21 protein-coding genes are annotated in these 21,267 nt (G+C 72.9%); 5 read left to right on the top strand and 16 right to left on the bottom strand.

The annotated features are described in order from the left end of the window. Positions 1-389: 389 nt before the first annotated feature. Positions 390-1,199 (bottom strand): SAM-dependent methyltransferase, encoded by an 810-nt coding sequence (locus LCE31_RS18725; protein ID WP_225015618.1) that lies wholly within the window; start codon positions 1,197-1,199, stop codon positions 390-392. A 244-nt stretch (positions 1,200-1,443) separates the two neighbouring features. Between LCE31_RS18725 and LCE31_RS18720 the strand changes: the two genes are divergently transcribed. Next, complete coding sequence (locus LCE31_RS18720; protein WP_225015616.1) at positions 1,444-2,310, top strand: PP2C family protein-serine/threonine phosphatase; 867 nt, start codon at positions 1,444-1,446, stop codon at positions 2,308-2,310. Positions 2,311-2,399: 89 nt separating this feature from the next. Then, complete coding sequence (locus LCE31_RS18715) at positions 2,400-3,524, top strand: MASE1 domain-containing protein (RefSeq protein WP_374118498.1); 1,125 nt, start codon at positions 2,400-2,402, stop codon at positions 3,522-3,524. A gap of 61 nt (positions 3,525-3,585) precedes the next feature. Here the strand turns inward: LCE31_RS18715 and soxR are convergent, their stop codons facing one another. Continuing rightward, positions 3,586-4,041: a redox-sensitive transcriptional activator SoxR gene (soxR, locus tag LCE31_RS18710; RefSeq protein WP_225015612.1), complete on the bottom strand. Its 456-nt coding sequence runs from the start codon at positions 4,039-4,041 to the stop codon at positions 3,586-3,588. A 184-nt stretch (positions 4,042-4,225) separates the two neighbouring features. Here soxR and LCE31_RS18705 point away from each other — a divergent pair, with 184 nt between their 5' ends. Then, positions 4,226-4,690, top strand: coding sequence for a MaoC family dehydratase (locus tag LCE31_RS18705; RefSeq protein WP_225015610.1), 465 nt, complete (start codon positions 4,226-4,228; stop codon positions 4,688-4,690). Positions 4,691-4,795: 105 nt separating this feature from the next. Here LCE31_RS18705 and LCE31_RS18700 read toward each other — a convergent pair whose 3' ends face one another. From LCE31_RS18700 to LCE31_RS18645, 13 genes are all read right to left on the bottom strand, one after another. Continuing rightward, positions 4,796-5,548 carry a DUF6390 family protein gene (locus tag LCE31_RS18700; protein ID WP_225015608.1) on the bottom strand — a complete coding sequence of 251 codons (753 nt, stop codon included), beginning with the start codon at positions 5,546-5,548 and terminating at the stop codon, positions 4,796-4,798. Between the two features lies 1 nt (position 5,549). Next, positions 5,550-6,668: a hydrogenase expression/formation protein HypE gene (gene hypE / locus LCE31_RS18695; protein ID WP_374118497.1), complete on the bottom strand. Its 1,119-nt coding sequence runs from the start codon at positions 6,666-6,668 to the stop codon at positions 5,550-5,552. Further along, a complete protein-coding gene (gene hypD / locus LCE31_RS18690; RefSeq protein WP_225015606.1) occupies positions 6,665-7,768 on the bottom strand; it encodes a hydrogenase formation protein HypD in 1,104 nt (367 codons plus the stop codon). The genes hypE and hypD overlap by 4 nt, the downstream gene beginning before the upstream one ends. Then, entirely contained in the window at positions 7,765-8,133 is a 369-nt protein-coding gene (locus LCE31_RS18685) for a HypC/HybG/HupF family hydrogenase formation chaperone (RefSeq protein ID WP_225015604.1), read from the bottom strand. The genes hypD and LCE31_RS18685 overlap by 4 nt, the downstream gene beginning before the upstream one ends. 99 nt (positions 8,134-8,232) lie before the next feature. Continuing rightward, a complete protein-coding gene (gene hypF, locus LCE31_RS18680; protein ID WP_225015602.1) occupies positions 8,233-11,094 on the bottom strand; it encodes a carbamoyltransferase HypF in 2,862 nt (953 codons plus the stop codon). 3 nt (positions 11,095-11,097) lie between these two features. Next, the gene (locus LCE31_RS18675) at positions 11,098-11,694 is read right to left on the bottom strand and encodes a hydrogenase maturation protease (RefSeq protein ID WP_225015600.1); all 597 of its coding nucleotides are present in this window, start codon (positions 11,692-11,694) and stop codon (positions 11,098-11,100) included. Positions 11,695-11,723: 29 nt separating this feature from the next. Continuing rightward, complete coding sequence (locus tag LCE31_RS41255) at positions 11,724-11,843, bottom strand: DUF6893 family small protein (RefSeq protein ID WP_374118496.1); 120 nt, start codon at positions 11,841-11,843, stop codon at positions 11,724-11,726. Continuing rightward, a complete protein-coding gene (locus tag LCE31_RS18670) occupies positions 11,840-13,324 on the bottom strand; it encodes a hypothetical protein (RefSeq protein WP_225015598.1) in 1,485 nt (494 codons plus the stop codon). Before LCE31_RS18670 ends, LCE31_RS41255 begins: the two co-directional genes overlap by 4 nt. After that, positions 13,321-13,983: a DUF6084 family protein gene (locus tag LCE31_RS18665; protein ID WP_225015596.1), complete on the bottom strand. Its 663-nt coding sequence runs from the start codon at positions 13,981-13,983 to the stop codon at positions 13,321-13,323. Before LCE31_RS18665 ends, LCE31_RS18670 begins: the two co-directional genes overlap by 4 nt. Next, entirely contained in the window at positions 13,980-14,633 is a 654-nt protein-coding gene (locus LCE31_RS18660; protein WP_225015594.1) for a DUF5947 family protein, read from the bottom strand. Before LCE31_RS18660 ends, LCE31_RS18665 begins: the two co-directional genes overlap by 4 nt. Next, on the bottom strand, positions 14,630-15,604 hold the full coding sequence (locus tag LCE31_RS18655) for a NifU family protein (RefSeq protein ID WP_225015592.1): 975 nt from the start codon (positions 15,602-15,604) through the stop codon (positions 14,630-14,632). The genes LCE31_RS18660 and LCE31_RS18655 overlap by 4 nt, the downstream gene beginning before the upstream one ends. Positions 15,605-15,606: 2 nt before the next feature. Then, positions 15,607-17,379: a nickel-dependent hydrogenase large subunit gene (locus LCE31_RS18650; protein WP_225015590.1), complete on the bottom strand. Its 1,773-nt coding sequence runs from the start codon at positions 17,377-17,379 to the stop codon at positions 15,607-15,609. Between the two features lie 147 nt (positions 17,380-17,526). Next, positions 17,527-18,582, bottom strand: a complete 1,056-nt coding sequence (locus LCE31_RS18645; protein WP_225015589.1) for a hydrogenase expression protein HypE — start codon at positions 18,580-18,582, stop codon at positions 17,527-17,529. A 372-nt stretch (positions 18,583-18,954) separates the two neighbouring features. On the opposite strand from LCE31_RS18645, the gene LCE31_RS18640 reads away from it, so the two are divergent. Together LCE31_RS18640 and hypB are read left to right on the top strand one after the other, a co-directional pair. Beyond that, entirely contained in the window at positions 18,955-19,284 is a 330-nt protein-coding gene (locus LCE31_RS18640) for a hydrogenase maturation nickel metallochaperone HypA/HybF (RefSeq protein ID WP_225015588.1), read from the top strand. A 5-nt stretch (positions 19,285-19,289) separates the two neighbouring features. Further along, complete coding sequence (gene hypB / locus LCE31_RS18635) at positions 19,290-20,231, top strand: hydrogenase nickel incorporation protein HypB (protein WP_225015587.1); 942 nt, start codon at positions 19,290-19,292, stop codon at positions 20,229-20,231. Between the two features lie 32 nt (positions 20,232-20,263). Here the strand turns inward: hypB and LCE31_RS18630 are convergent, their stop codons facing one another. Then, positions 20,264-20,899 (bottom strand): TetR/AcrR family transcriptional regulator, encoded by a 636-nt coding sequence (locus LCE31_RS18630; RefSeq protein ID WP_225015585.1) that lies wholly within the window; start codon positions 20,897-20,899, stop codon positions 20,264-20,266. Positions 20,900-21,267 lie beyond the last annotated feature (368 nt).

The raw sequence follows: 21,267 nt of genomic DNA, 5'->3' as shown, positions 1-21,267 counted from the left end.
CCCGCCCCGCACGCCCCCCGGCGAACACCCCACGGCACAGCGCGACCCACAGCACAGCGGCACGGCAGCACACGGCTCGCCGATACACCGGGTTCCACGACGCGCACGAAGACCTCCGGTGTGGTGGAGGCCCCCCAGACTCCCCCACCAGGCACGGAGGTCTCCGCGTCCCGCCGCCGTGCCCCGGGCCGGGGCCGCGGCGCCCCACGGTCAACGGCCCAGCTCCCGCGAACAGCCGCCCGGCCGGGGGAACTTGAGGCGCCTCAGGGGTACGTGGCACATGCCGGGACGGCGGCCCCCGTCGATGCCGCCCCGGGGCGAGGCACAGGCGCCGCTGCCGGCCGCGCCCGCACCGGCCGGCCTGCGTACGGGCCCGCGCGGTGCCGGCTTCAGGGCTTGCGCGCGACCGCGCCGTACATCGCGATGGCCCGGTCGTCGATGCCGTCCTGTTCGGGCCCCGGCCACCAGCGGTGGACCTGGGTGACGCCGGGTTCGACCAGTTCCAGGCCGTCGAAGAAGGACAGGGCGGTGGAGCGGTCGCGCAGCGCCATGGGCATGCCCTGCCGGTCGTACTCCTCGGCCACCCGGCCCACCTCGTCGGGGGCGAAGTCCGCGGTGCCGATGGTCATCGCCAGATAGCTGCCCGACGGCAGCGGTTCGAGCAGCCGCTGCACCAGGCGCCGGTCCTCCGGCGGCAGGATGAAGTGGAGAATCCCGATGATCATCAGGCCCACCGGCCGGCCGAGGTCGATGAGTTCGCGGAACTGCGGGCTGTCCAGGATGGCGTCGGGTTCGTGCATGTCGGCGTCGACATAGGCGGTGGCGCCCTCGGGCGAGCTCCGCAGCAGAGCGCGCGCGTGGGCGAGGACGATGGGGTCGTTGTCGACGTAGACCACGTGCGACTCGGGCGCCACCTCCTGCACCACTTCATGCAGATTCGGTGAGGTGGGCAGGCCGGTCCCGACATCGAGGAACTGCCGGATGCCCCGCTCCTTCGCGAGATGGCGTCCGGCGCGGTGCATGAACCGCCGGTTCTCCAGCATGTGTACGGGCAGCGCGGGCCAGTGCCGGGACATGGCGTCCCCCGCCTCGGCGTCGACGGGGTAGTGGTCCTTGCCGCCCAGGATGTAGTCGTACACGCGCGCGGAGTGCGCCTTCGAGGTCACGATCCGGTCCCTGCGCTCCCGGGGGCTGTTCATGCGCCGCTCCATCCCTCACCACGGACATCGGGCCCGACGGCCGGGGCCGGGCAGACACCGCGGAACTCCATGATCGGATCAGTATGCCCGAGCCGGTGCGGGTCATGCGCCGCGTCCGGTACGGGCTCCGCGCCGGCACCGCCCGCCGCACCTACGAGGAGCCGCCCGCCGGTGCTCCGAGGGACCGAGCGGGCCTCCCCGGCCCCCAGAGGAATGCCGCTTATGATGACGAATGAGGTGATCGATGTATCGCGGCGGGACGGCCGATGACGGCGAGGAGCTGCTCTCCAGGCTTGAGTCGCTGACCGCCAGGGCGCGGAGGCTGGCCGAGACACAGCGCTCCCGTGTCGAGCTGGCGGTGGCCCTTCAGCGCGGCATGCTGCCCCGGGAGCTTCCCCGCACCCCTGGAGTCCGGCTGGCCGTGGGCTACAGGCCCGCCACCCAGGGGCTCAACGTCGGCGGCGACTGGTACGACGTCTTCACCCTGCCCGACGGCCGTATCGGCATGTCCGTGGGAGACGTGCAGGGACACAACATCGCCGCCGCCGCGTTCATGGGACAGGTCCGGGTGGGACTGCGCGCGCTGGCCTCCGTCACCGCGGCGCCGGGGGAGCTGCTCGGCCGCACCAACGATCTGCTGGTCTCGCTCGGCGCCGACCTCTTCGCGACATGCACCTTCGCGCTGCTCGATCCGGCCACCGGCACCCTGGACTGCGCGCGGGCCGGTCACGTTCCCCATGTCTGGGCCACCACTGACGGCGACTCCGGCGTCGATGAGACGGAAGGCGGCCCTCCGCTCGGCGTGCTCTCCGGAGCGGACTACCCCGTCACGCGGCACCGGCTCACCATCGGCGGCGTCTTCGTCCTGCTGACCGACGGCGTGGTGGAGGGGCCTGCGCTGCTCCTGGACGACGGGCTGCGCCAGGTGCGGGACCTCGCCGCGGACGCGGCCGTCGCGGGCGGCGATGTCGACGCCCTCGCGGCGGACGTGATGGACAGGGCGACGGCCGTGGGTCACGAGGACGACGCCGCAGTCCTCGTCGTCGGCTACGACGGCGGCTCGCGGCGGGCGCACCCGCCCGAGGCCCGAGACCGGGAGCCGGAAGGCTGAGGCCCGAGGCCGGGACCCGAGGCCGGGGCAGGGCACGCCGGACACGAAGAGGGGTGCCCACCTGGCCGACGCGGCCCACGCGGTGTCAGATGGCTGGTGTGGTGGATACCCAGCGGTTCCGGCCGTCCGTGGAGGTGGCCCTGCGGATTCTGACCGTGGCCGCCTGCTACTTCGCGGCCGGACGACTGGGTCTGCTGGGCCGGATCGACGTGGACGGTGTGGTGGTGACACCGATCTGGCCGCCCACCGGCGTCGCCGTCGCCGCACTGCTGGTGTACGGCGTGCGGGTCTGGCCCGGGATCGCCCTCGGTGCCTTCCTCGTCATCGTCACTCTCACCCCTCCCGCCATGACGACGCCCGTCACCGTGGCGAGCAGCACCGTGGCACCGCTGTGCGCGGTGGCGCTGCTGCGCCGTGCCGGCCTGCGGCTCGACTTGTCCCGCGTGCGCGACGGGCTCGCCCTGGTCTTCCTCGGGGGCCTCGGCGCCATGCTGATCAGTTCGACGGCCGGAGTCGGAATTCAGGCGTGGACCGGTGACCTGCGGCTCAGCCAGTTCTGGCCCGTGTGGCTGGCCTGGTGGGCGGGCGACGCGATGGGCGTCCTGATCGTCGCTCCGCTGCTGCTCGTGCTCGCGGGGGCCTCCGGGCGGTTCCGGGTGCGGCGCTGGAAGGAGGCGGTGTATCTGGCCCTGGCGGCCTGCGTCGTCGTGCCGGTGACCGCGTTCAGCCCGATCAGCCTGCTGTTCCTCCTCTTTCCGCTGCTGATCTGGGCCGCACTCCGTTTCCAGCTGGCCGGGAGCATGCTGTGCGCGCTGTTCGCGTCCGTACTGACCACGTACGAGGCGACCGGGCCCCGAGGCCCGTTCCGCCATCTGTCCGACGCCGAGGTGATGGTCAAGCTCCAGGCCTTCAACGGCGCGGCAGCCCTGACCGCGCTGCTCCTGTCCTCCGTCATCACCGAACAGCGCAACACCCGCAGAGCGGTACGGCATGTCTGCCAGGAGCTCACGGAGGTCCTTGAGCACCTCGCCGCGGGCGAACCCCCGACGTCGCCCGCGACCGCGGGGCGCCGCTCCGGCACCGGCGCGACCGCCATCGATGCCGACGCGGACGCGCGGGCGGACGCCGACGCCGACGCCGACGCCGACGCCGACGCCGACGGGAGGGTGTCACCGGCGGCGGAGGGCCACCGGTCCGGCGGGGCATCGGGGTAGCGATCACCTCCCGGCGCCGCCACCCTCACGCGCCTCTACGCCTCCGCCTCTCCGCGCTCGCTCAGCGCCCCGGCAGGAGCCGCGATCCGGTGATGCGTTCGCCGATCACGTCGTCCGGGTTCGACAGCACGCAGGTGTCCATCGAGAGGCAGCCGCACCCGATGCAGTCGGTGAGATGGTCGCGCAGCCGTCCGAGCTGCCTGATCCGCTCGTCGAGTTCGCTGCGCCACGTCCGGGACAGCCGGGCCCAGTCCTCTCTGGTGGGCGTTCGCCCCTCGGGCAGTCCGCCGAGTGCCTCCCGGATGGTGGCCAGCGGGATGCCGACACGTTGCGCCGCACGTACGAAGGCCACGCGCCGCAGTGTGTCGCGGGTGTAGCGGCGCTGGTTGCCGCCGGTCCTGCGGCTGTGGATCAGGCCGCGTTCCTCGTAGAAGCGCAGGGCCGACACGGCGGCGCCGCTGCGCGCCGAGAGCTGACCGATGGTGAGTTCGTGAACGGTCTCCGGAATCTGGGGCACACGCCGGAGCCTACGGCCGGCGCCCGTGTCGTACGGGGACGGACGGCCGGACCCGGGCGCGAACGCTGTCGTTGACAGGAGAGCGGGGCGCCGACCATTCTGAGCAAGCGCTTGGACAGCGCGCTGCGGGGCGGAGTACGCCCAGCGCTCAGCGATGATCGCCACGACGACAGGGAGCCGGGGAATGACCGAGGCGAGGACCTTCACCTCCATCGAGGAACTGCGCGGCGGGATCGGCGAGCAGCTCGGGTACAGCGAGTGGGTGGAGATCGACCAGAAGCGGATCGACCTGTTCGCCGACGCCACCGGCGACCACCAGTGGGTCCACGTGGACCCGGAGAAGGCGGCGGCCGGCCCCTTCGGCACGACGATCGCGCACGGCTATCTGACCCTGTCGCTGCTGCCGCTGCTGCTGCCGCAGGTGGTGAGCGTGGAGAACGTGAAAATGGCGGTCAACTACGGGACCGACAAGGTGCGCTTCCCCTCCCCCGTGCCGGTCGGATCGCGGCTGCGGGCCACCGGCACGCTGACGGACGTGAAGGATGTCGGCGGCGACGCGGCCCAGGTGACGGTCCGCGTCACGGTCGAGCGCGAGGGCGGCGACAAGCCGGTCTGCGTGGCGGAGTCGATCTCCCGCTACTACTTCTGAGCGCCCGGGGAGCGGGGCGGGCGCCGGGCGCTGTCCGCGGGGCGCGGCACGGGCCGCCGGCGCTCGCTCCCGCACCGCGCCCTGCGGAGGACTACGGCTCCCCCGTCACGCTTGCGCCATCGGCTTGGCGAGAAGGGAACGGCGGCGCTCCTCCAGCGTCTCGATCCAGGCACGCTGGTCCCCGGTGATCACGTCGCACACCCAGTCCCAGTGCAGTGCGACCAGGTCGCCCGGCGCCACGCCCTCGATGAGCGACCTGCCGCCGGTCGACCAGCGCACCGTCTCCCGGCGCTCCGCCCCGATGGCCATCGCGCCGCGCTCCGCGTCCCACACCAGCGGGCGCGACCGCACGACGGCGCTCTCGCCCTGGACGCGCACCACCGTTCCCGTACGGATGCGGCACTGGTCGAGCACGTTCAGCGCGGTCGGGCTTCCCGCGCCGCCCAGCAGTCCGGCCCACGGGTACACGTCGAACACCTGGAAGCTGTGGTGGGCGCGCGCCGTGTCCCCTGCCCGGCGCCAGGTGCCGCCGAGCTGGCCGCGGAAGCGGTCCCGCATCCGATCGAGCAGGGCCCCGGGGTCGGCCCGTTCCAGCAGGTCGTTGCCGATCCAGTACGCCTCGACCACACGCGGATCGAGCGGGTCGGCGAGGCCCGCGCTCTCCGCGAGGAACTCCAGGTAGCACCAGGCCCCCTCGAACTCCCGGGCGCGGCTCTCGATGCCGTCCGACGCGCGGTTCCCGGTGCCGTCCGGCGCACCGGCCCGCAGCAGGGCCGAGGCGTCGGCGGGGCCGCAGTAGCCGAGTTCGTTCGGCGGATAGGCGTACCGGGCGAACAGCAGGGCTCCCTCGGCGCTCATCTCAGCAGATCCTCGGCAGTTGCTCGCCGATCGGCAGGGACACCACCCGGGTGCCGCCGAGGCCGGTCCTGGCCACGACCATGCCGGAGTGGTCGGGTACGCAGGTGCCGATCCGGCACGCGGAGCGGCCGAGCGGGTGCGCGCGCAGCGCCTGGAGCACCTGGTCGGCGGCCTGGGCGGGGACGATCGCCACCAGCTTGCCCTCGTTGGCGACCTGGAGCGGGTCGAGGCCGAGCAGGCTGCACGCGTCGCGCACGGCCTCCGGCACCGGCAGGTCCCCCTCCACCAGCTCGATCCCCACGCCGGAGGCGCGGGCGATCTCGTTGAGCGACGCGGAGACGCCGCCGCGGGTGGGGTCGCGCAGCACGTGCAGGTCGGCGCCGGTCGCGATCATGTCGGCGACCAGGCCGTGCAGGGGCGCGGTGTCGCTCTCCACGGCGGTGCCGAACTCCAGGCCCTCCCGGCAGCTCAGCACCGCCACGCCGTGCACCCCGATGTCACCGCTGACAAGGACGGCGTCGCCCGGCCTCGCGCGCCGCGGGCCGATGTCGACACCGTCCGGGATCACACCGATGCCGGAGGTGTTGATGTACACACCGTCGCCGCTCGCGCTGTCGACGACCTTGGTGTCCCCGGTCACGAGCCGCACCCCGGCGGCCCGCGCCGCCGCGCCGACCGCTTGGGCGATCCGGTCGAGCCCGGCCAGCGGGGTGCCCTCCTGGAGGATGTACGCCGTCGACAGGAACAGCGGCGAAGCCCCGGACATGGCGAGGTCGTTGACGGTCCCGTTCACGGCGAGGTCGCCGATCGACCCGCCGGGGAAGAACATCGGCCGCACGACATAGGAGTCGGTGGAGAACGCGAGCCGGGTGCCGTCGCCGACGTCGAGGACCGCCGAGTCGCCGAGCTCGGACGCGGCGGCCGTACCGTACGCGGGCAGGAAGAGGTGGTCGACGAGTTCGCCGGACATGGCGCCGCCGCCGCCGTGGCCCATGACGACCGACGGTGTGTCGCGCAGCGGTGCGGGGCACGTCCAGCCCTCGAAGTCGAGATCGGGCAGGGCGGGGGCGGTACGGGCGGCGGGCGCCGCGCCGCGGGGTGTACGGGTTGTCTCGGTCACTTGGCGTCCACCAGCTCCAGTCGGCGGTACGTGTGGTACGCGGCGCAGGCGCCCTCGGACGACACCATCGTCGCGCCGAGCGGGTTGCGCGGTGTGCACTCGGTGCCGAACGCCGGGCACTCGTGGGGCTTGATCAGCCCCTGGAGGACTTCGCCCGAGCGGCACAGCGCCGACTCCGCGGTCTGGATGTCCATCACGTCGAAGCGCCGTTCGGCGTCGAACGCGGCGTACTTCGGGGCGAGTCGCCAGCCGCTGCGCGGGATCGCGCCGATGCCGCGCCAGGTCCTGTCGGTCACCTCGAAGACGTCCCGCAGCATCCGGATCGCGGGGGCGTTGCCCTCGTCGCGTACGGCGCGCTCGTAGGCGTTCTCCACCTCGTGGCGGCCCGCTTCGAGCTGGACGACCGTCCGCCGCACCCCTTCGAGGATGTCCAGCGGCTCGAAGCCGGTCACCACGATCGGCACCCGGTACTTCTCGGCGAGCGGCGGGTACTCCGCCGTCCCCATCACACTGCACACGTGGCCCGCCGCGAGGAACGCCTGCACCCGGCAGGTGGAGGACTCCATGACGGCGGCGATGGCGGGCGGCACGAGGACGTGCGACACCAGCAGGGAGAAGTTCCGTACGCCGAGGCGCGCCGCCTGGTGCACGGCCATCGCGTTGGCGGGCGCCGTCGTCTCGAACCCGATGCCGAAGAAGACGACTTCGCGGTCCGGGTGCTGCCTGGCCAGCTTCAGCGCGTCGAGCGGGGAGTACACGACGCGGACGTCGCCGCCCGCGCTCTTGACGGAGAACAGGTCCCGGCCGCTGCCCGGCACTCGCAGCATGTCGCCGAAGGAGCAGAAGATCACGCCGGGGCGGGCGGCGATCTCAAGCGCCCGGTCGATGGTCTCCAGCGGTGTCACGCACACCGGACAGCCGGGCCCGTGGATCATCTCCACTCCCTCGGGCAGGAGTTGGTCGATGCCGTGCCGGATGATCGAGTGGGTCTGGCCGCCGCAGACCTCCATCATCGCCCAGGGGCGGGTGGTGGCGGCGTGGATCTGGTCGAGCAGCTTGCGCGCCAGCGCGGGATCGCTGAACTCTTCGAGGTACTTCATCGTGCGGCCCTCCTGGGGATCTGCGTCCGGCCGGCTGCGGGCACGGCCTCCGCGGCCGGCGCTGCCGGGCCTCCCGCGGGCGCTGGGCCGGTGCCGGCCTGCCGCTCGGCGAGTTCGAACCCGTCGCCGAACTCCTCCTCGAGGATTCCCAGCCGGTCGAAGTCGGCGAGCGTCCGCAGCGCGGACTCCTCGTCGAGCCGCTGGATGGCGAACCCGACGTGCACGATGACGTACTCGCCCACCGTCACGTCGGGGATGTACTGGAGGCACACTTCCTTGCGCACCCCGCCGAAATCCACCTCGGCCATCAAGGTGCCGTCGGCCTCGGCGGTGCTGAGCACCCGCCCTGGAACTGCCAGACACATGGTCCTTGCTTCCTTCTCTGTGACGCGTACCGCGACGCGTTGCGCGGCTCGTTCGGTGGCTCGTTCGGTGGCTCGCTCTGTGGAGACAGGGGGCCCGCGTCAGGACGACGCGGCGATCAGGAGCTGGCCGAGCGCGAGCCCCCCGTCGCCCGGTGGCAGCAGCCGGGGCCGCAGGACGGTGAACCCCCGCTCGGAAAGGCCGTGTTGGCAGGCTGCGAGGAGGACGGCGTTGGTGAACACACCGCCGCCGAGCGCCACCGTCCCGACGCCGGTCCGCTCCCGCAGGCCGTCCGCGAGGCGCACGACGAGTCCCGCGACAGCCGCGTGGAAGCGGGCGGCGACCGTCTCGGGCCGCGCTCCCGCCCGTACGTCCGAGGCCACCGCGCGGATCACGGGTGCCGGGTCCGCGACATCCGGCCCGCCGTCCGGCGCGGGCCGGACACCGAACGCGTACGCCCCCGCCCCGGCGGGTTCCGCCGCCCGGGCCAGCCCCTCCAGCGCGATGGCCGCCTCCGCCTCGTACGCGATCTCCTGCCGGACACCGGCCAGCGACGCGACAGCGTCGAAGAGGCGGCCCATGCTGGACGTGGGTACGCAGCCGAACCCCGTCTCCAACTGGTGGCGCAGCACGTCCCGTTCGCGCTCCGGGCAGGCCGCCACGGGGGGCAGCGCCTCGTCCCAGCCGAGGCCGGCGGCGCGCAGGTGCGCGAGCGCCATCCGGTACGGCCGCCGCACACTGGCGTCGCCGCCCGCGAGCGGCACGTAGGCGAGATGGGCCGCCCGCACCACCGACCGGTAGCCGCCGACCAGTACCTCGCCGCCCCACACCGCGCCGTCGGTGCCGTAGCCCGTGCCGTCGAAGGCGAAGCCGATGACCTCGGCGTCCCGGCCGAGCCCGTGCTCGCCCATCACCGAGGCGATGTGGGCGTGGTGGTGCTGGGCGGTGGCCGGCGAGCCGCCCCTGGCGTGACCGCGCGCCCAGCCGCCGGAGCGGTAGCCGGGGTGCAGATCGGCCACCAGCCGGCCCGGAGCGGTGCCGGTGAGGACTTCGAGGTGTGCCTCGGTGCGGGTGAGCGCGTCCAGGGTGGCGAGGTCGTCCATGTCGCCGATGTGCTGGCTCACCCACGCGTAGCGGCCCTCCCCCAGCGCGCAGGTGTTCTTGAGGTCGGCGCCGACGGCGAGGAGCGGCGGCACGTCGAAGGGCAGCGCGAGCGGCAGCGGCGCGTATCCGCGCGCCCTGCGCACCGGCAGTTCCGCGCCCGCGACGAACCGGCTGACGGAGTCGTCGCACGGCACCCGGATCGGCCGGTCGTGCCGCAGCCAGGCGTCGGCCAGCGGCGCCAGCGCGGTCAGCGCGTGCGCGTCGTCGGTGACGATCGGCTCGCCCGACAGGTTGCCCGATGTCATCACGAGCACGTCCGGGCCTTCCTCGTCCCCTTCAAGCCCGAACAGCAGGGTGTGCAGCGGCGTGTACGGCAGCATCACACCGAGGTCCGGCGCGCCGGGGGCGACGCCGTCGGGCAGCCGCGCCGCCGTGCCGGTGCGGCGCGCCAGGAGCACGATCGGCCGGCGGGGTCCGGTGAGCAGCCGCGCCTCGTCCTCGTCCACGACGGCCAATCGCCGTGCGGTGCCGAGGTCCTTGGCCATCACCGCGAACGGCTTGCCGCCGCGCCGCTTGCGGCGGCGCAGCAGGGCGACCGCGTCCGCGTCGCGCGCGTCGCACGCGAGGTGGTAGCCGCCGAGCCCCTTGACCGCGACGACCTTCCCCTCGGCCAGCAGCCGCCTGGCGGCCCGCAACGCGTCGCCGTCCCGTAGGGCGGGAACACGGCCGGCGGGGACACGGCCAGCCGGGGCCGCGGCATCGCCCGCGCGGACCAGTTCGAGCCGGGGGCCGCAGGCGTGGCAGGCGATGGGCTGGGCGTGGAAGCGCCGGTCGCGCGGGTCCTCGTACTCGGCCTTGCAGTCGGCGCACATCGCGAAGCCGGCCATCGTCGTGGCCGACCGGTCGTAGGGCACACCGGTGACGATGGTGTAGCGGGGGCCGCAGTGGGTGCAGGTGACGAACGGGTGGCGGTAGCGGCGGTCGGCCGGGTCGGCCAGTTCGGCGAGACAGTCCGCGCAGGTCGCGACGTCGGGCGGGACGAGCGTTCGGGCGCGGCCCCCGGTCCCCGACTCCTCGATGGTGAACCCGCTCCCGCCGCACGGCGGTTGTACGGTCTCGGTGACGCCCTCCACGATGGCGAGCGGTGGCGCGCCGGTACGCAGACGGCGCCCGAACTCCGCCACGGCCGCCGCCTCTCCCTCGACGTCCGCCACCACACCGGCGGCGGTGTTCGCCACCGAGCCGGTCAGGGCGAGCGTCTCGGCGGTGACGTACACGAAGGGCCGGAAGCCCACGCCCTGCACGACGCCCCGCACCTCGAACCGGCGCCGGACGCGAGCGCCCGCAGACGGGCCGGAGACCTCGTCGCCGGGAGCCTCGTCGCGGGAGGCCTCGTCGCCGGGCGCCGGTTCACACGCGACGGGCTCCTGGACGGTGGCCTCCGGCACGGTCGCCGCCACGGGCGGGGCCTCCAGCACGGCCACGGCCCCCGTGCCGCCTTCCAGCCCGGCGGCGGGGACCGGCCCGCGCGGGGACAACGGCCCGGCGCCGTCGGCGGGGCGGAGCTCCGGGCCTGCTGCGGGCGCGGTTCCGGCGCCGGTTCCGGGCCCGCTCTCCGGCCCGTCCTGAGCGCCTCGGCCCATCATCTCCAGGCCGGACAGCGCCTCGGACGCCTTCGTCTCGTCGATGACCTCCAGCGCGAAGCCCATGTGCAGCAGCACCCAGGCACCGCACTCGGGAGGCGCGTCGAGCATGCCGATGTTGATGCGCCGGCGCGCCCCTTCCACATCGACCAGGGCCAGTTGCCCGGCGTACCCGTCCACGATCTCCACGACTCGGCCGGGGATGCCAAGACACACGATTCAGGTCCTCCGGGGCTCGGTGGCCGCCGCTGGTACGGCGGTGGTGGCCGGTGGTGTGGTGGCCGGCGGGACGGTCGCGGCGGCCGGGTCCTCCGCCCCGAGCCGCCGCACCAGCGCGTACACCGCGTCCATGGCCTCGGGGACGGCGGCGGCGACCGGGCCGCTGAGCCCGATGCCCTCGTCCAGATCGGCCGGGACGCAGCCGACGACGAAGGTGAGCGGCAGCGTACCGCCCAGTTGGCCCAGATTTGCCAGAACCGCTACCGGATTCATCCCGTGTGCGTCGAATTCACCCTCGCCGAGGTCGTCGGCGCCGACTTCGAGCACGGCCACGCTGCCCGGCGGCCCCTCGCCGGGGCACGCGTCGACCAGCACCAGCGCGTCGTAGCCGTCGAGCAGGTCGTACGCGAGGTGCATGCCGCGGATGCCGTAGTCGACGAGGCGCACCCGGGGCGGCAGGTCCGCGCGGTCCGCGAGGCGGCGCACCACCTCGGGGCCGAACCCGTCGTCGCCGAGGAAGAGGTTGCCGATGCCCGCGACGAGCACGCGGTCGCCCGGAGTCCCGGACGCGTGGGCGTACGGCCCGTCCGCGGGCACCGGGCGTTCCTCGCCTTCACCGCGCGCGTTCACATCGAGCGCATCCTGAGGTACCTGCGGATGTCGGGGATGGACTGCACTCCGGTGACGACGGCGACCGCCGCCGCCGCGGCGGCGACGCCCGCGGTGATCAAGCCCAGGGTCTTCACGATCGGCTCTCCTCTCGGTGCTGTGGGGTGCCGGGCCCGCTGTCGGTCCCGGTGTCGGTCTCGGTCCCGGCGGGCAGCGGTTCCGCGGGCAGCGGTTCCAGCTCGTCGGGCGCGAAGTAGAAGTAGCGGCCCGCCTCGTCGTGCAGTTCGGCCGCCGGGTCGTCCACGAGCACGAGCGCGACGTGCACGGAGCCGTCCACGTCCGACAGCACGGCGGTCACCCGTGCGACCTGTCCCGCGAAGAACAGGTCCTGGGCGTCCGCGCGCCGGGCCGGGTGGACCCGGACGAGGCTGCCCCTGGCGACGCTGACGCCGTCGATGACGACCGCGTCGGCCCCGGGCCGCACGGCGGCGTCGGCCGCCGGGTCCCACCAGGGCGCGCCGCCGGTGGAGAAGTCGGCCTCCGGCAGGTCCCGTACGTCGCCCGCGCCGGGCTCGGGCGCGTGCGGATCGCGCAACAGGCCGTGCAGACGCTGGAGTTCCGCCGGGGACATGGCGTCGCAGCGGTCGATGATCTCCCGGGCGCGCGGGTCGGTGGCCCTCGCCTCGGCCTTCTCCTCCTCGGTCATGGTCATGACGCGGAGGGTGAGGATCTCGTCGATCTCGGTGGAGTCGAAGAGGGCGCCGGGGCTGGCTTCCGCGATCTCGGGGTGGTCGTAGAGGATGATCGGCGCGCCGAGCACGGTGTCCGCGCTGCCCGGCGGGCCCGCGAGGACCGGCCAGCAGCGGTGCTGCCGGCAGGTGGCCGCGGCAGCCGCCGCCTCGGCCGGCGGGTCGAGCAGGGAGACGAAGTCCGCGCCGTCCGCGCGCAGCAGCAGGTGGGTGCCGATGAGGGAGGCGCGGATCGCGGCTTCCTTGTCGGCGGCGTGGCCGGTGTGCTCGTTGGCGACCGACACCGTGAGGCGGGTGTGTCCGCCGCCCCCCGCGCCGCCGTCCCCCGCGCCGTCGGCGTACGGCTCGGCGTGGGAGCGGACACGGACGGTGAGCGGGGCCCTGCGCCGTACGATGCGGCCGACCGGCGTCCCGTCGGCGTCGGTCAGCGGCTCGCTCTCCTCGCCGCCCGCAACCTCGCGCAGTTCGTCGAGGGTTCCGGTCAACCCCACCTGCGGCAGGACGAGTTCGTGTTCGACGGCCTCGTCCCAGCTGAGCACGGAGGCACCGGCGACGGTGAGCGCGTCGACCGGGGTGTGGGTGCCGTCGCTCTCCAGCCGCTGCACCTCGCGCACCTGGAGCTGGAGGAAGCGCAGATGGACGGTGACGGCCGCCCGGTCCGCCGCCCCGTGCGGGGCGAGGAGGACCTGCGTCGACATGCCGGGCTCCTCGCCGAAGCTGGCGGGTGCCGCGCTCGGCGGGCCGAGGACGCCGAACTGCCAGCGGGACCGGTTCTTGTGGGAGCTGGCCCGGTAGGGGTACAGGAGGTAGCCCTCGTAGAGGACCGCGTCCGCGATCGCGCGTACGGGGTCGAGGCTCGCGGTGCTCACAGGACCACCTCGCCGATCTCGTCGAGCAGTGTGCCCACCGTCTCGTCCCAGCCGATGAACCCGCGCCGGGCGCGGAGGTCCGCGAGCCGGGCGAGCGTGTCGGCGTCGAGCCTGATCCAGCCCGTGTGCGGATAGTGGGCGGCGATCACCTGGCGCCAGACCGCAACCGGCATGGCGTACCGGGCCTCGCAGTCCCACGGCACCTGCCGTACGCCGAAGCCCGTTCCTGCGCCGCCCTTGGTGAAGACCGTGCCGGAGAACAGCAGGCTGAGCGGTACGGTCCCGTCGCCGAGGGCGTGCAGATAGCGGGAGCCCACCACGTCGAAGTCGTAGGTGCACGGCAGGGGGAGGTCGACCTCGGTGGCGCCGGTGAAGCCCTGCACGGTGGTGTCGCACTGCATCCACAGGAAGGGCCGCAGTGTGTCGCCCCACCGGTCGTGGTCCCCGAACAGGCCGAGCAGGCCCTCGCGTTCGGCCGTGTCGTACGGGCGGCGCTGGGGCTCGATGCGGACCTGGCAGCGCAGCACCATCGCGTGGACGCGCTCGCCGCTGCCGTCCTCGATCCGCAGCCGCGCGGTGAGCCGGGGTGCGGCGCTGTAGGGTTCCGCGGCGATGTCGAGGACCGTGAAGTCCAGTGCGGCGGGCTCGGGTACGGTCACGACACCCCGTCCTTCGCGTAGGGCCTGGCGCGCTCGCCGACGTGTGCGAAGAAGGCCTCCATCGCGGCGCGGGCCTCGCGCCCGCCGTCGAAGCCGCGCCACACCTCCCGCAGCCGGCCGACGAGTTCGTAGCAGGCGTCGACGGGAACCAGGTGGCAGCTGGACTCGCCGGACTCGGTGCGGCGCACCAGCAGGGCCTCCACATCGGGCCGCAGGACGGCGAGTTCGGGATGGCGTTCGACCACGGCCTCCCACGCGTCGAGCGGCAGCTCCGACTCGGTGGCGCCCGCGGGGCCCGGGTAGAAGGCGACCGTGCGGCCGAGCGCCGAGTTGCGGAACAGGAAGGCGAGTCCGACGGGGATCTGGAGCTCGTCCCAGGTGCGTGCGTCCAGGGTCACACCGTCGAAGCGCAGGTAGCGTTCCGGGACGGCGCGGTAGCGCAGGTGTGCCGTCTCATCCGTGAACAGCAGGTAGCAGGGCCGGCAACTGCACATCAGCCCCCGGCTCTCCAGGTTCACCACATGGGCGTGCTCGTCGCCGATGGGGGCGGCGCACATCTCGCAGCGCTCCGTCTCGGCCGGCTGCCTGCGGCTCCTGGCAAGCCGCAGCAGCGCCGCGGCCGGGGACGCCTGGGAGCCCGGCGCGCTCATGTCGCCACCGCGGCGGGCACCGCGAGCGAGACGGACGCACCGTCGGTGAGCACCGGCAGCGGGTCCAGATGGAGCCCGTCCTCGTCGAGGCAGGCACCGGCCCGCCGTACGTCGTAGTGTGCGCCGCAGGCGGGGCAGCGCAGCACACCCTCGCCGGGGCCGCCGCCGAGCCGCCGGGCCAGCGAGGCGCCCTTGAGGGAGGCGTCGCAGCGGCCGCAGGCGTCGCGGAACGCGTACACGTCGGTGCCGATGCGGCACGCGAGCACCGCGAGCCGGCCGACGGTGACCCGGCACACGGCGCCGGACTCCAGCGCGGCCAGTTCCGCCACGGCCTCCCAGGAGCCGCCGCCCTCGGGCGCGGGTCCCGCCTCGTGCACGCGGGTGAACAGCGCCTCGACGGGGACGACGGTTCCGCTCGCCGCCGCGCCCTCGCCGGCCGTGGCCGGGGCCTCCACCTCGATGGCGGTGATCTCCGGCGCGGCGGCCTCCACGGCGCCGCGCACGGCGAGTTCGAGTGTGGCGGAGGAGGACGGGCACCCGTCGCAGCTGCCGAGCAGCCGGAGCCGGACGGCGCCCTCGCCGGTGACGCCGAGGAGTTCGACGTCACCGCCGTGGGTGCCGAGGTAGGGCCGTACGCCGTCGAGGGCCTGCTCGACGCGGGTCTCGACGCTGTACGGGTGCAGGCCGTGCACCAGCAGCAGGCTGGCGACCAGCTCGTCCCCGGCCAGCGCGGCGAGGATGTCGTCGTCCAGCCGGCCGTGGTCGTGGAAGAGGTCGAGGAGCCGTTCGAGTCCCGCGCCGTAGAAGCCGGTGACGAGGCGCACGAGTTCCTCGCTGCGCTCCCTCGCGACGGCGCCGTTCGCGGCGCTCGCCGCGATCAGCGACTCGACGCGCTCGCCCGTCGCCCGCCAGTCCTGCGGTTCTGCCGGCTCCCGGCCGTCGGCCGGGGGTGCGCTGTCGCGTTCGGTCACGTTCACTCACTGCCCGCCGACTGGGTCGGGGAGTGCAGCAGTTCGAGCTTCTTGCCCTCGCCGAGGTACATGTGCACACCGCACGGGAGACAGGGGTCGAAGCTGCGCACGGTGCGCATGATGTCGATGCCCTTGAAGTTCTCCCGGTCGTTCTCCTCGAAGATCGGCTGACCCTGCACCGCGTCCTCGTAGGGCCCGGGGGTGCCGAAGGTGTCGCGGGGGCTCGCGTTCCAGGGAGTGGGCGGGTACGGGTGGTAGTTGGCAATCTTCCCGTCCCTGATCACCATGTGGTGGGAGAGCACACCGCGCACCGCCTCGGTGAAGCCGCAGCCGACGCCCTCCTCCGGGACCTCGAACTTCTCCCACGTCTTGGTGCGGCCGGCGCGGATCTCGGCGAGGGCCTTCTCCGCGAAGTGCAGGGCGCAGGCCGCCGCGTACGCCTGGAAGTAGGTGCGGGCGCGGTTGCGCTCGATGGTGTTGCTCCACTTCGGGACGTGCCACTCCAGCTCGACGGGGCCCTTGAGCGCCGTCTTGGGGAGGTTGATCTTCACACTCTTCCCGGTGGCCTGGACGTAGCCGATGTCGACGAGGCCGGCCAGCGCGGTGGTCCACAGCCGCGCCAGGGGGCCGCCGCCGGTGTCGAGCGCCAGGTAGTCCTTGCCGTCGAACCAGCGCGGCGACATGACCCAGCTGTACTTGTCGTCCAGGTCCCGCTTCTGCGGCTGCGGGTTGGTGTGCTGGTTCCACGGGTGCCTGCGGTCGACCGGGTTGCCCAGCGGGTCGTGGGTGACGAACATCTCCTGGTCCTCCCAGTCGCCGTAGTACGACGAGCCGAGGAGGATGCGGATGCCGAGGTTGATCTTCACCAGGTCGGTGGTGACGAGCTTCCCGTCCACGACCACACCGGGGGTGACGTACATCTTCCGTCCCCACTCGGTCATGTCCCGGTACTGGAAGTTGCAGTGCTCCGGGTCCTGGAAGGAGCCCCAGCAGCCCAGCAGGATGCGGCGGTTGCCGACCTGCTCGTAGCCGGGCAGGGCCTCGTAGAAGAAGTCGAAGAGGTCGTCGTGCATGGGCACGACCTTCTTCATGAACTCGACGTAGCGCTGGAGGCGGGTGATGTAGTCCGTCATCAGCTGGACCGTGGCGACCGTGCCGACGCCGCCCGGGTAGAGCGTGGAGGGGTGCACGTGCCTGCCCTCCATCAGGCAGAACATCTCCCGCGTCATGCGGCTGACCTGGAGGGCCTCGCGGTAGAACTCGCCGGTGAAGGGGTTCAGCGAGCGCATGATGTCGCCGATGGTCTTGTAGCCGTGCGCCTCGGCGTGCGGCGCGTCGGTGCGGTTCGCCCGCTCCAGCACACCGGGGTTGGTCTCGGCGACCATCTTCTCGCAGTAGTCGACCCCGACCAGGTTCTCCTGGAAGATGTTGTGGTCGAACATGTACTCCGCTGCCTCGCCGAGGTTCACGATCCACTCGCCGAGGTGCGGCGGCTTCACCCCGTACGCCATGTTCTGCGCGTAGCAGGAGCATGTGGCGTGGTTGTCACCGCAGATGCCGCAGATGCGGCTGGTGATGAAGTGGGCGTCGCGCGGGTCCTTGCCCTTCATGAAGACCGAGTAGCCGCGGAAGATCGAGCTGGTGCTGTGGCACTCGGCGACGGTCTTCTGCTTGAAGTCGATCTTCGTGTAGATCCCCAGGCTGCCCACGATGCGGGTGATGGGGTCCCATGCCATCTCCACCAAATCGGTCTTGCCCTGGCTCGTCGCCGTCATTGCGCCGCCTTCTGTCAGTGTGTCGGGGAGTCACCGGCTGGACAGCGCCGGCCGACGAGTGGGGTACGGGGTCACGCGGTACGGAGCGGGAACTCGGGCCACCGGGCCCCGCGGGCGGGGTCGGATCGCTCGCCGGGCCCCGGGGGTTCACCAGGTGCGGGTGGCACCGCTGGTCAACTCGGTGCTGGGCCTGCGCCACTTGGGCTCGTGGTCGAGCGTGTGCGTGGTCAGCCGACGCAGCCTGCGCATCGTCGCGCCGTACGGCTTGGAGGTGCTGGTGGAGAGCTTCCCGCCGGGGGGCTCGTCCATGAACGGCATGAACTTGTCGGGGAAGCCCGGCATGGTGCAGCCGATGCAGATGCCGCCGACGTTGGGGCAGCCGCCGATGCCGTTCATCCAGCCGCGCTTGGGCACGTTGCACTTGACGGCGGGGCCCCAGCAGCCGAGCTTGACGATGCACTTCGGCGAGCCGTACTCGGTCGCGAAGTCGGACTGCTCGTAGTAGCCGGCCCGGTCGCACCCCTCGTGCACGGTCTGCCCGAACAGCCACGTCGGGCGCAGCGCGTCGTCGAGCGGGATCATCGGGGCCTGGTCGGTGGCCATGTAGAGCAGGTACGTCAGCGTCTCGGCCAGGTTGTCGGGCTGGATCGGGCAGCCGGGCACGTTCACGATGGGGATACCGGCCTTGGACTTCCAGTCCCAGCCCAGGTAGTCCGGCACGCCCATGGCACCGGTCGGGTTGCCCGCCATGGCGTGGATGCCGCCGTACGTGGCGCACGTGCCGACCGCGACGACCGCGGTGGCCTTCGGGGCGAGCCGGTCGATCCACTCGCTGGTGGTCATCGGCTGGTCGGTGCCCGGCTTGTTGCCGAAGCCGCACCAGTACCCCTCGTCGTGCAGCCGCTCGTTGGGGATGGAGCCCTCCACGACCAGGACGAACGGTTCGAGCTCCCCGCGGTCCGCCTTGAAGAACCACTCGAGGAAGTCGTCGGCGCCGCCGTTCGGGCCGCACTCGAAGTCGATGAGGGGCCAGTGCACGGCCACCTGGGGCAGGCCCGGCAGGGCGCCGAGCGCGATCTCCTCGATGCTCGGCTGGGTGGCGGCCGTGAGCGCCACGGAGTCGCCGTCGCAGCTGAGACCGGCATTGATCCACAGGACGTGGATCAGGGTTTCTTCCGCTTTGACCGCGGCTTCTGTCGGCATAGCGTTGCCGCCTTCCGGGGGCTGAGGCTGTATCCGGAGCGTCACCGATTTCTGGATGTCGCGCCACGCGTGTGGCATCGGTCACATTGCTACCATCTGGAAGCCCCCGGAGCGGTCCGGCAACGCAGGGCGACGGCGCGGGACCTGCGGGCGCGAGGGAACGGCACCCGGAGCGAAGTGCTCCGAAAGCGCTCCTATCAGTGCTTATTCCGTCGTGCGAGCCGTCGGGACCCGGTTGGTCCTTCCGGGTGGTTCGGGCGGGGTGAGCCGGCCGGCGCCTCGCGCGGGGTCGGCACACGGCCGCACGGACGGCACACGGACGGCCGAGGAACACCTCGCGAAGCGGCAGCATGAAGGGACGGCGGCGCGGCGATGCACGAACTGGCGATCACACAGAGTGTCGTGGACGCGGTCTGCGAGAAGGCCGGGGGCCGCCGGGTCCAGGCGGTGACCGTACGCGTCGGCGCGCTCACCGCGGTGGTGCCCGACTCCATGCGATTCTGCTTCGACCTGGTCACCGCAGGCACGGTGGCCGAGGGCGCGCGGCTGGAGATCGACCAGCCCGGCGGTGCGGGGCACTGCCGCGCGTGCGACACCGACATCCCCCTCGACGGCCTCGTCCTGCTGTGTCCGTGCGGCAGCGCCGACGTCCGGATCGTGTCGGGGCGGGAGCTCCAGATCGTTTCGATGAAAGTGGGCTGAACCGGATGTGCGGAACCTGCGGGTGCGATGACGGGGCCGGCGGCGCGGCGGGGGTGCGGATCGGTGTGCCGGGCGAGGCGGACGGCCCGGCGCCGAACCGGCCGTACGGTCATGAGGGCGGGCACGGCCAGGACGGCGGGCACGCGCATGGGCACGGCCCGGGCAGCCTCCATGACCATGCGCACGGCCCGGGGCACGGCCATGACCACGAGCACGGCCAGGACGGCGGGCACGGGCACGAACACGGCCGCGCCGGGGACGACGGGGACGCCACCGTCACGCTGGAGCAGCGGGTCCTCGCCAAGAACGAGCTGCTCGCGGAGGAGAACCGGGCCTGGCTGGCCGAGCGCGGCGTCGTCGCCGTCAACCTGATGAGCTCCCCCGGCGCGGGGAAGACGACCCTGCTGGAGCGGACCGTCCGGGATCTCGCGGGCCGCCGGGAGGTCGCGGTCGTCGAGGGCGACCAGGAGACGATGCTCGACGCGGACCGGATCAAACGGGCCGGGTGCGCGGTGGTGCAGGTGAACACGGGCGCGGGCTGCCACCTGGACGCGGAGATGGTGCGCGGCGCGCTCACCGCGCTCTCGCCCGCACCCGGTTCGCTGGTGCTGGTGGAGAACGTGGGGAATCTGGTGTGCCCGGCGCTCTTCGACCTGGGCGAGCGGAGCAAGGTCGTGATCATCTCGGTCACGGAGGGCACGGACAAGCCGCTGAAGTACCCGTACATGTTCGCCGCCGCGGACCTCGTCCTCATCAACAAGACGGACCTGCTGCCCTACGTCGACTTCGACGTCGACCGGTGCGCGGGGTACGCCCGCTCGATCAGTCCGGGGGTGCGGGTCCTGCCGGTCTCCGCGACGACGGGCGAGGGCCTGGACGAGTGGTACGCGTGGGTCGCACGGCAGTATGGCCCGGACCCCGAGAGGGCGCCCGTGGCCGCGCGCTGAGCGGGTGCGCGGGGGCGGCCTGCGGGGGCCGGTCAGAGTCTCGCGCGCACCATCCGCAGGACGAGCCCGGCGTACAGGTCGCCGACCTCCTCGGGCGTCCTGCTCCCCTCGTCGTTGAACCAGCGCGCCACGTCGACGCAGAGCGAGAGCACGGCGAGGGTGGTGCCGCCGACGTCGGAGACGTCGAACTCGCCGTCCCGTACGCCGTCCTCCAGGATTCTGCGGACCACGGCGTCGCTCTGCCGGCGCAGTGCGATGATCTCGGGGCGGTGTTCGGGTCCCAGCGCGTCGAGTTCGTACTGCACCACCCGCGCGGTGGTGTGCTGCTCGGCGTGCCAGCGCACGAAGGCGCGTACGACCTCGGCCAGCCGCTCGGCGGACGTGCCGCCGCCCGACTCGGCGCTGCGCAGGACGGCCAGGGCACGGTCGTGCCCGAGCAGGCTGATCCGGTGCAGCAGTTCTTCCTTGGTCTTGTAGTGGATGTAGAGGGCGGCGGGGCTCATCCCCGCCCGGCCCGCGATGTCCCGCGTGGTGGTGGCGTGGTACCCGCGCTCGGCGAACGCCTCGACGGCCGCGACCAGCAGCCTCCTCGCGGCCTCCGGCGAGACCTCGGCCCACGCGGCGCCGCCGCTCTCGCCGTCGCCGCCGACCGTTTTGGCCGTACGCATGGTGCGCCCCTTCCGTTCCTGTGCCGAGCTGCCTCAGGGCAGGACGTTCACCCTACCCCGAAGGTGAGCAAGCGCTTAGGAAGAGCCGGGCGACTGCCGGGAATCGAATGCTGGATTCGAAGGTGCAACGAATGCCGCACGGCTCCTTGACCGCTTCATGACACAGGTCCAAGATGATGATCCTTCACCCGGAGCGCAGCGCCGACCACGGACCGTTCCGACACCCCTCACCCCACCCGCGGCCGGCGCACCCAGGCGGGGCTCCGCCGCCGGAGCGCGCGCCGGGATCTTGTCGGCGCATCTCGCGGAGAGGACCCATCCGTGTCCGTGTCATCAGCAGAACCGAACAGCGCGGCAGCCCCCCGGCC

The sequence above is a fragment of the Streptomyces sp. 8L genome, assembly GCF_020176795.1.
GTDB lineage: Bacteria > Actinomycetota > Actinomycetes > Streptomycetales > Streptomycetaceae > Streptomyces.
Note: the sequence above shows the minus strand (reverse complement) of the source record. Positions and strands in the feature narration are given on the sequence as shown.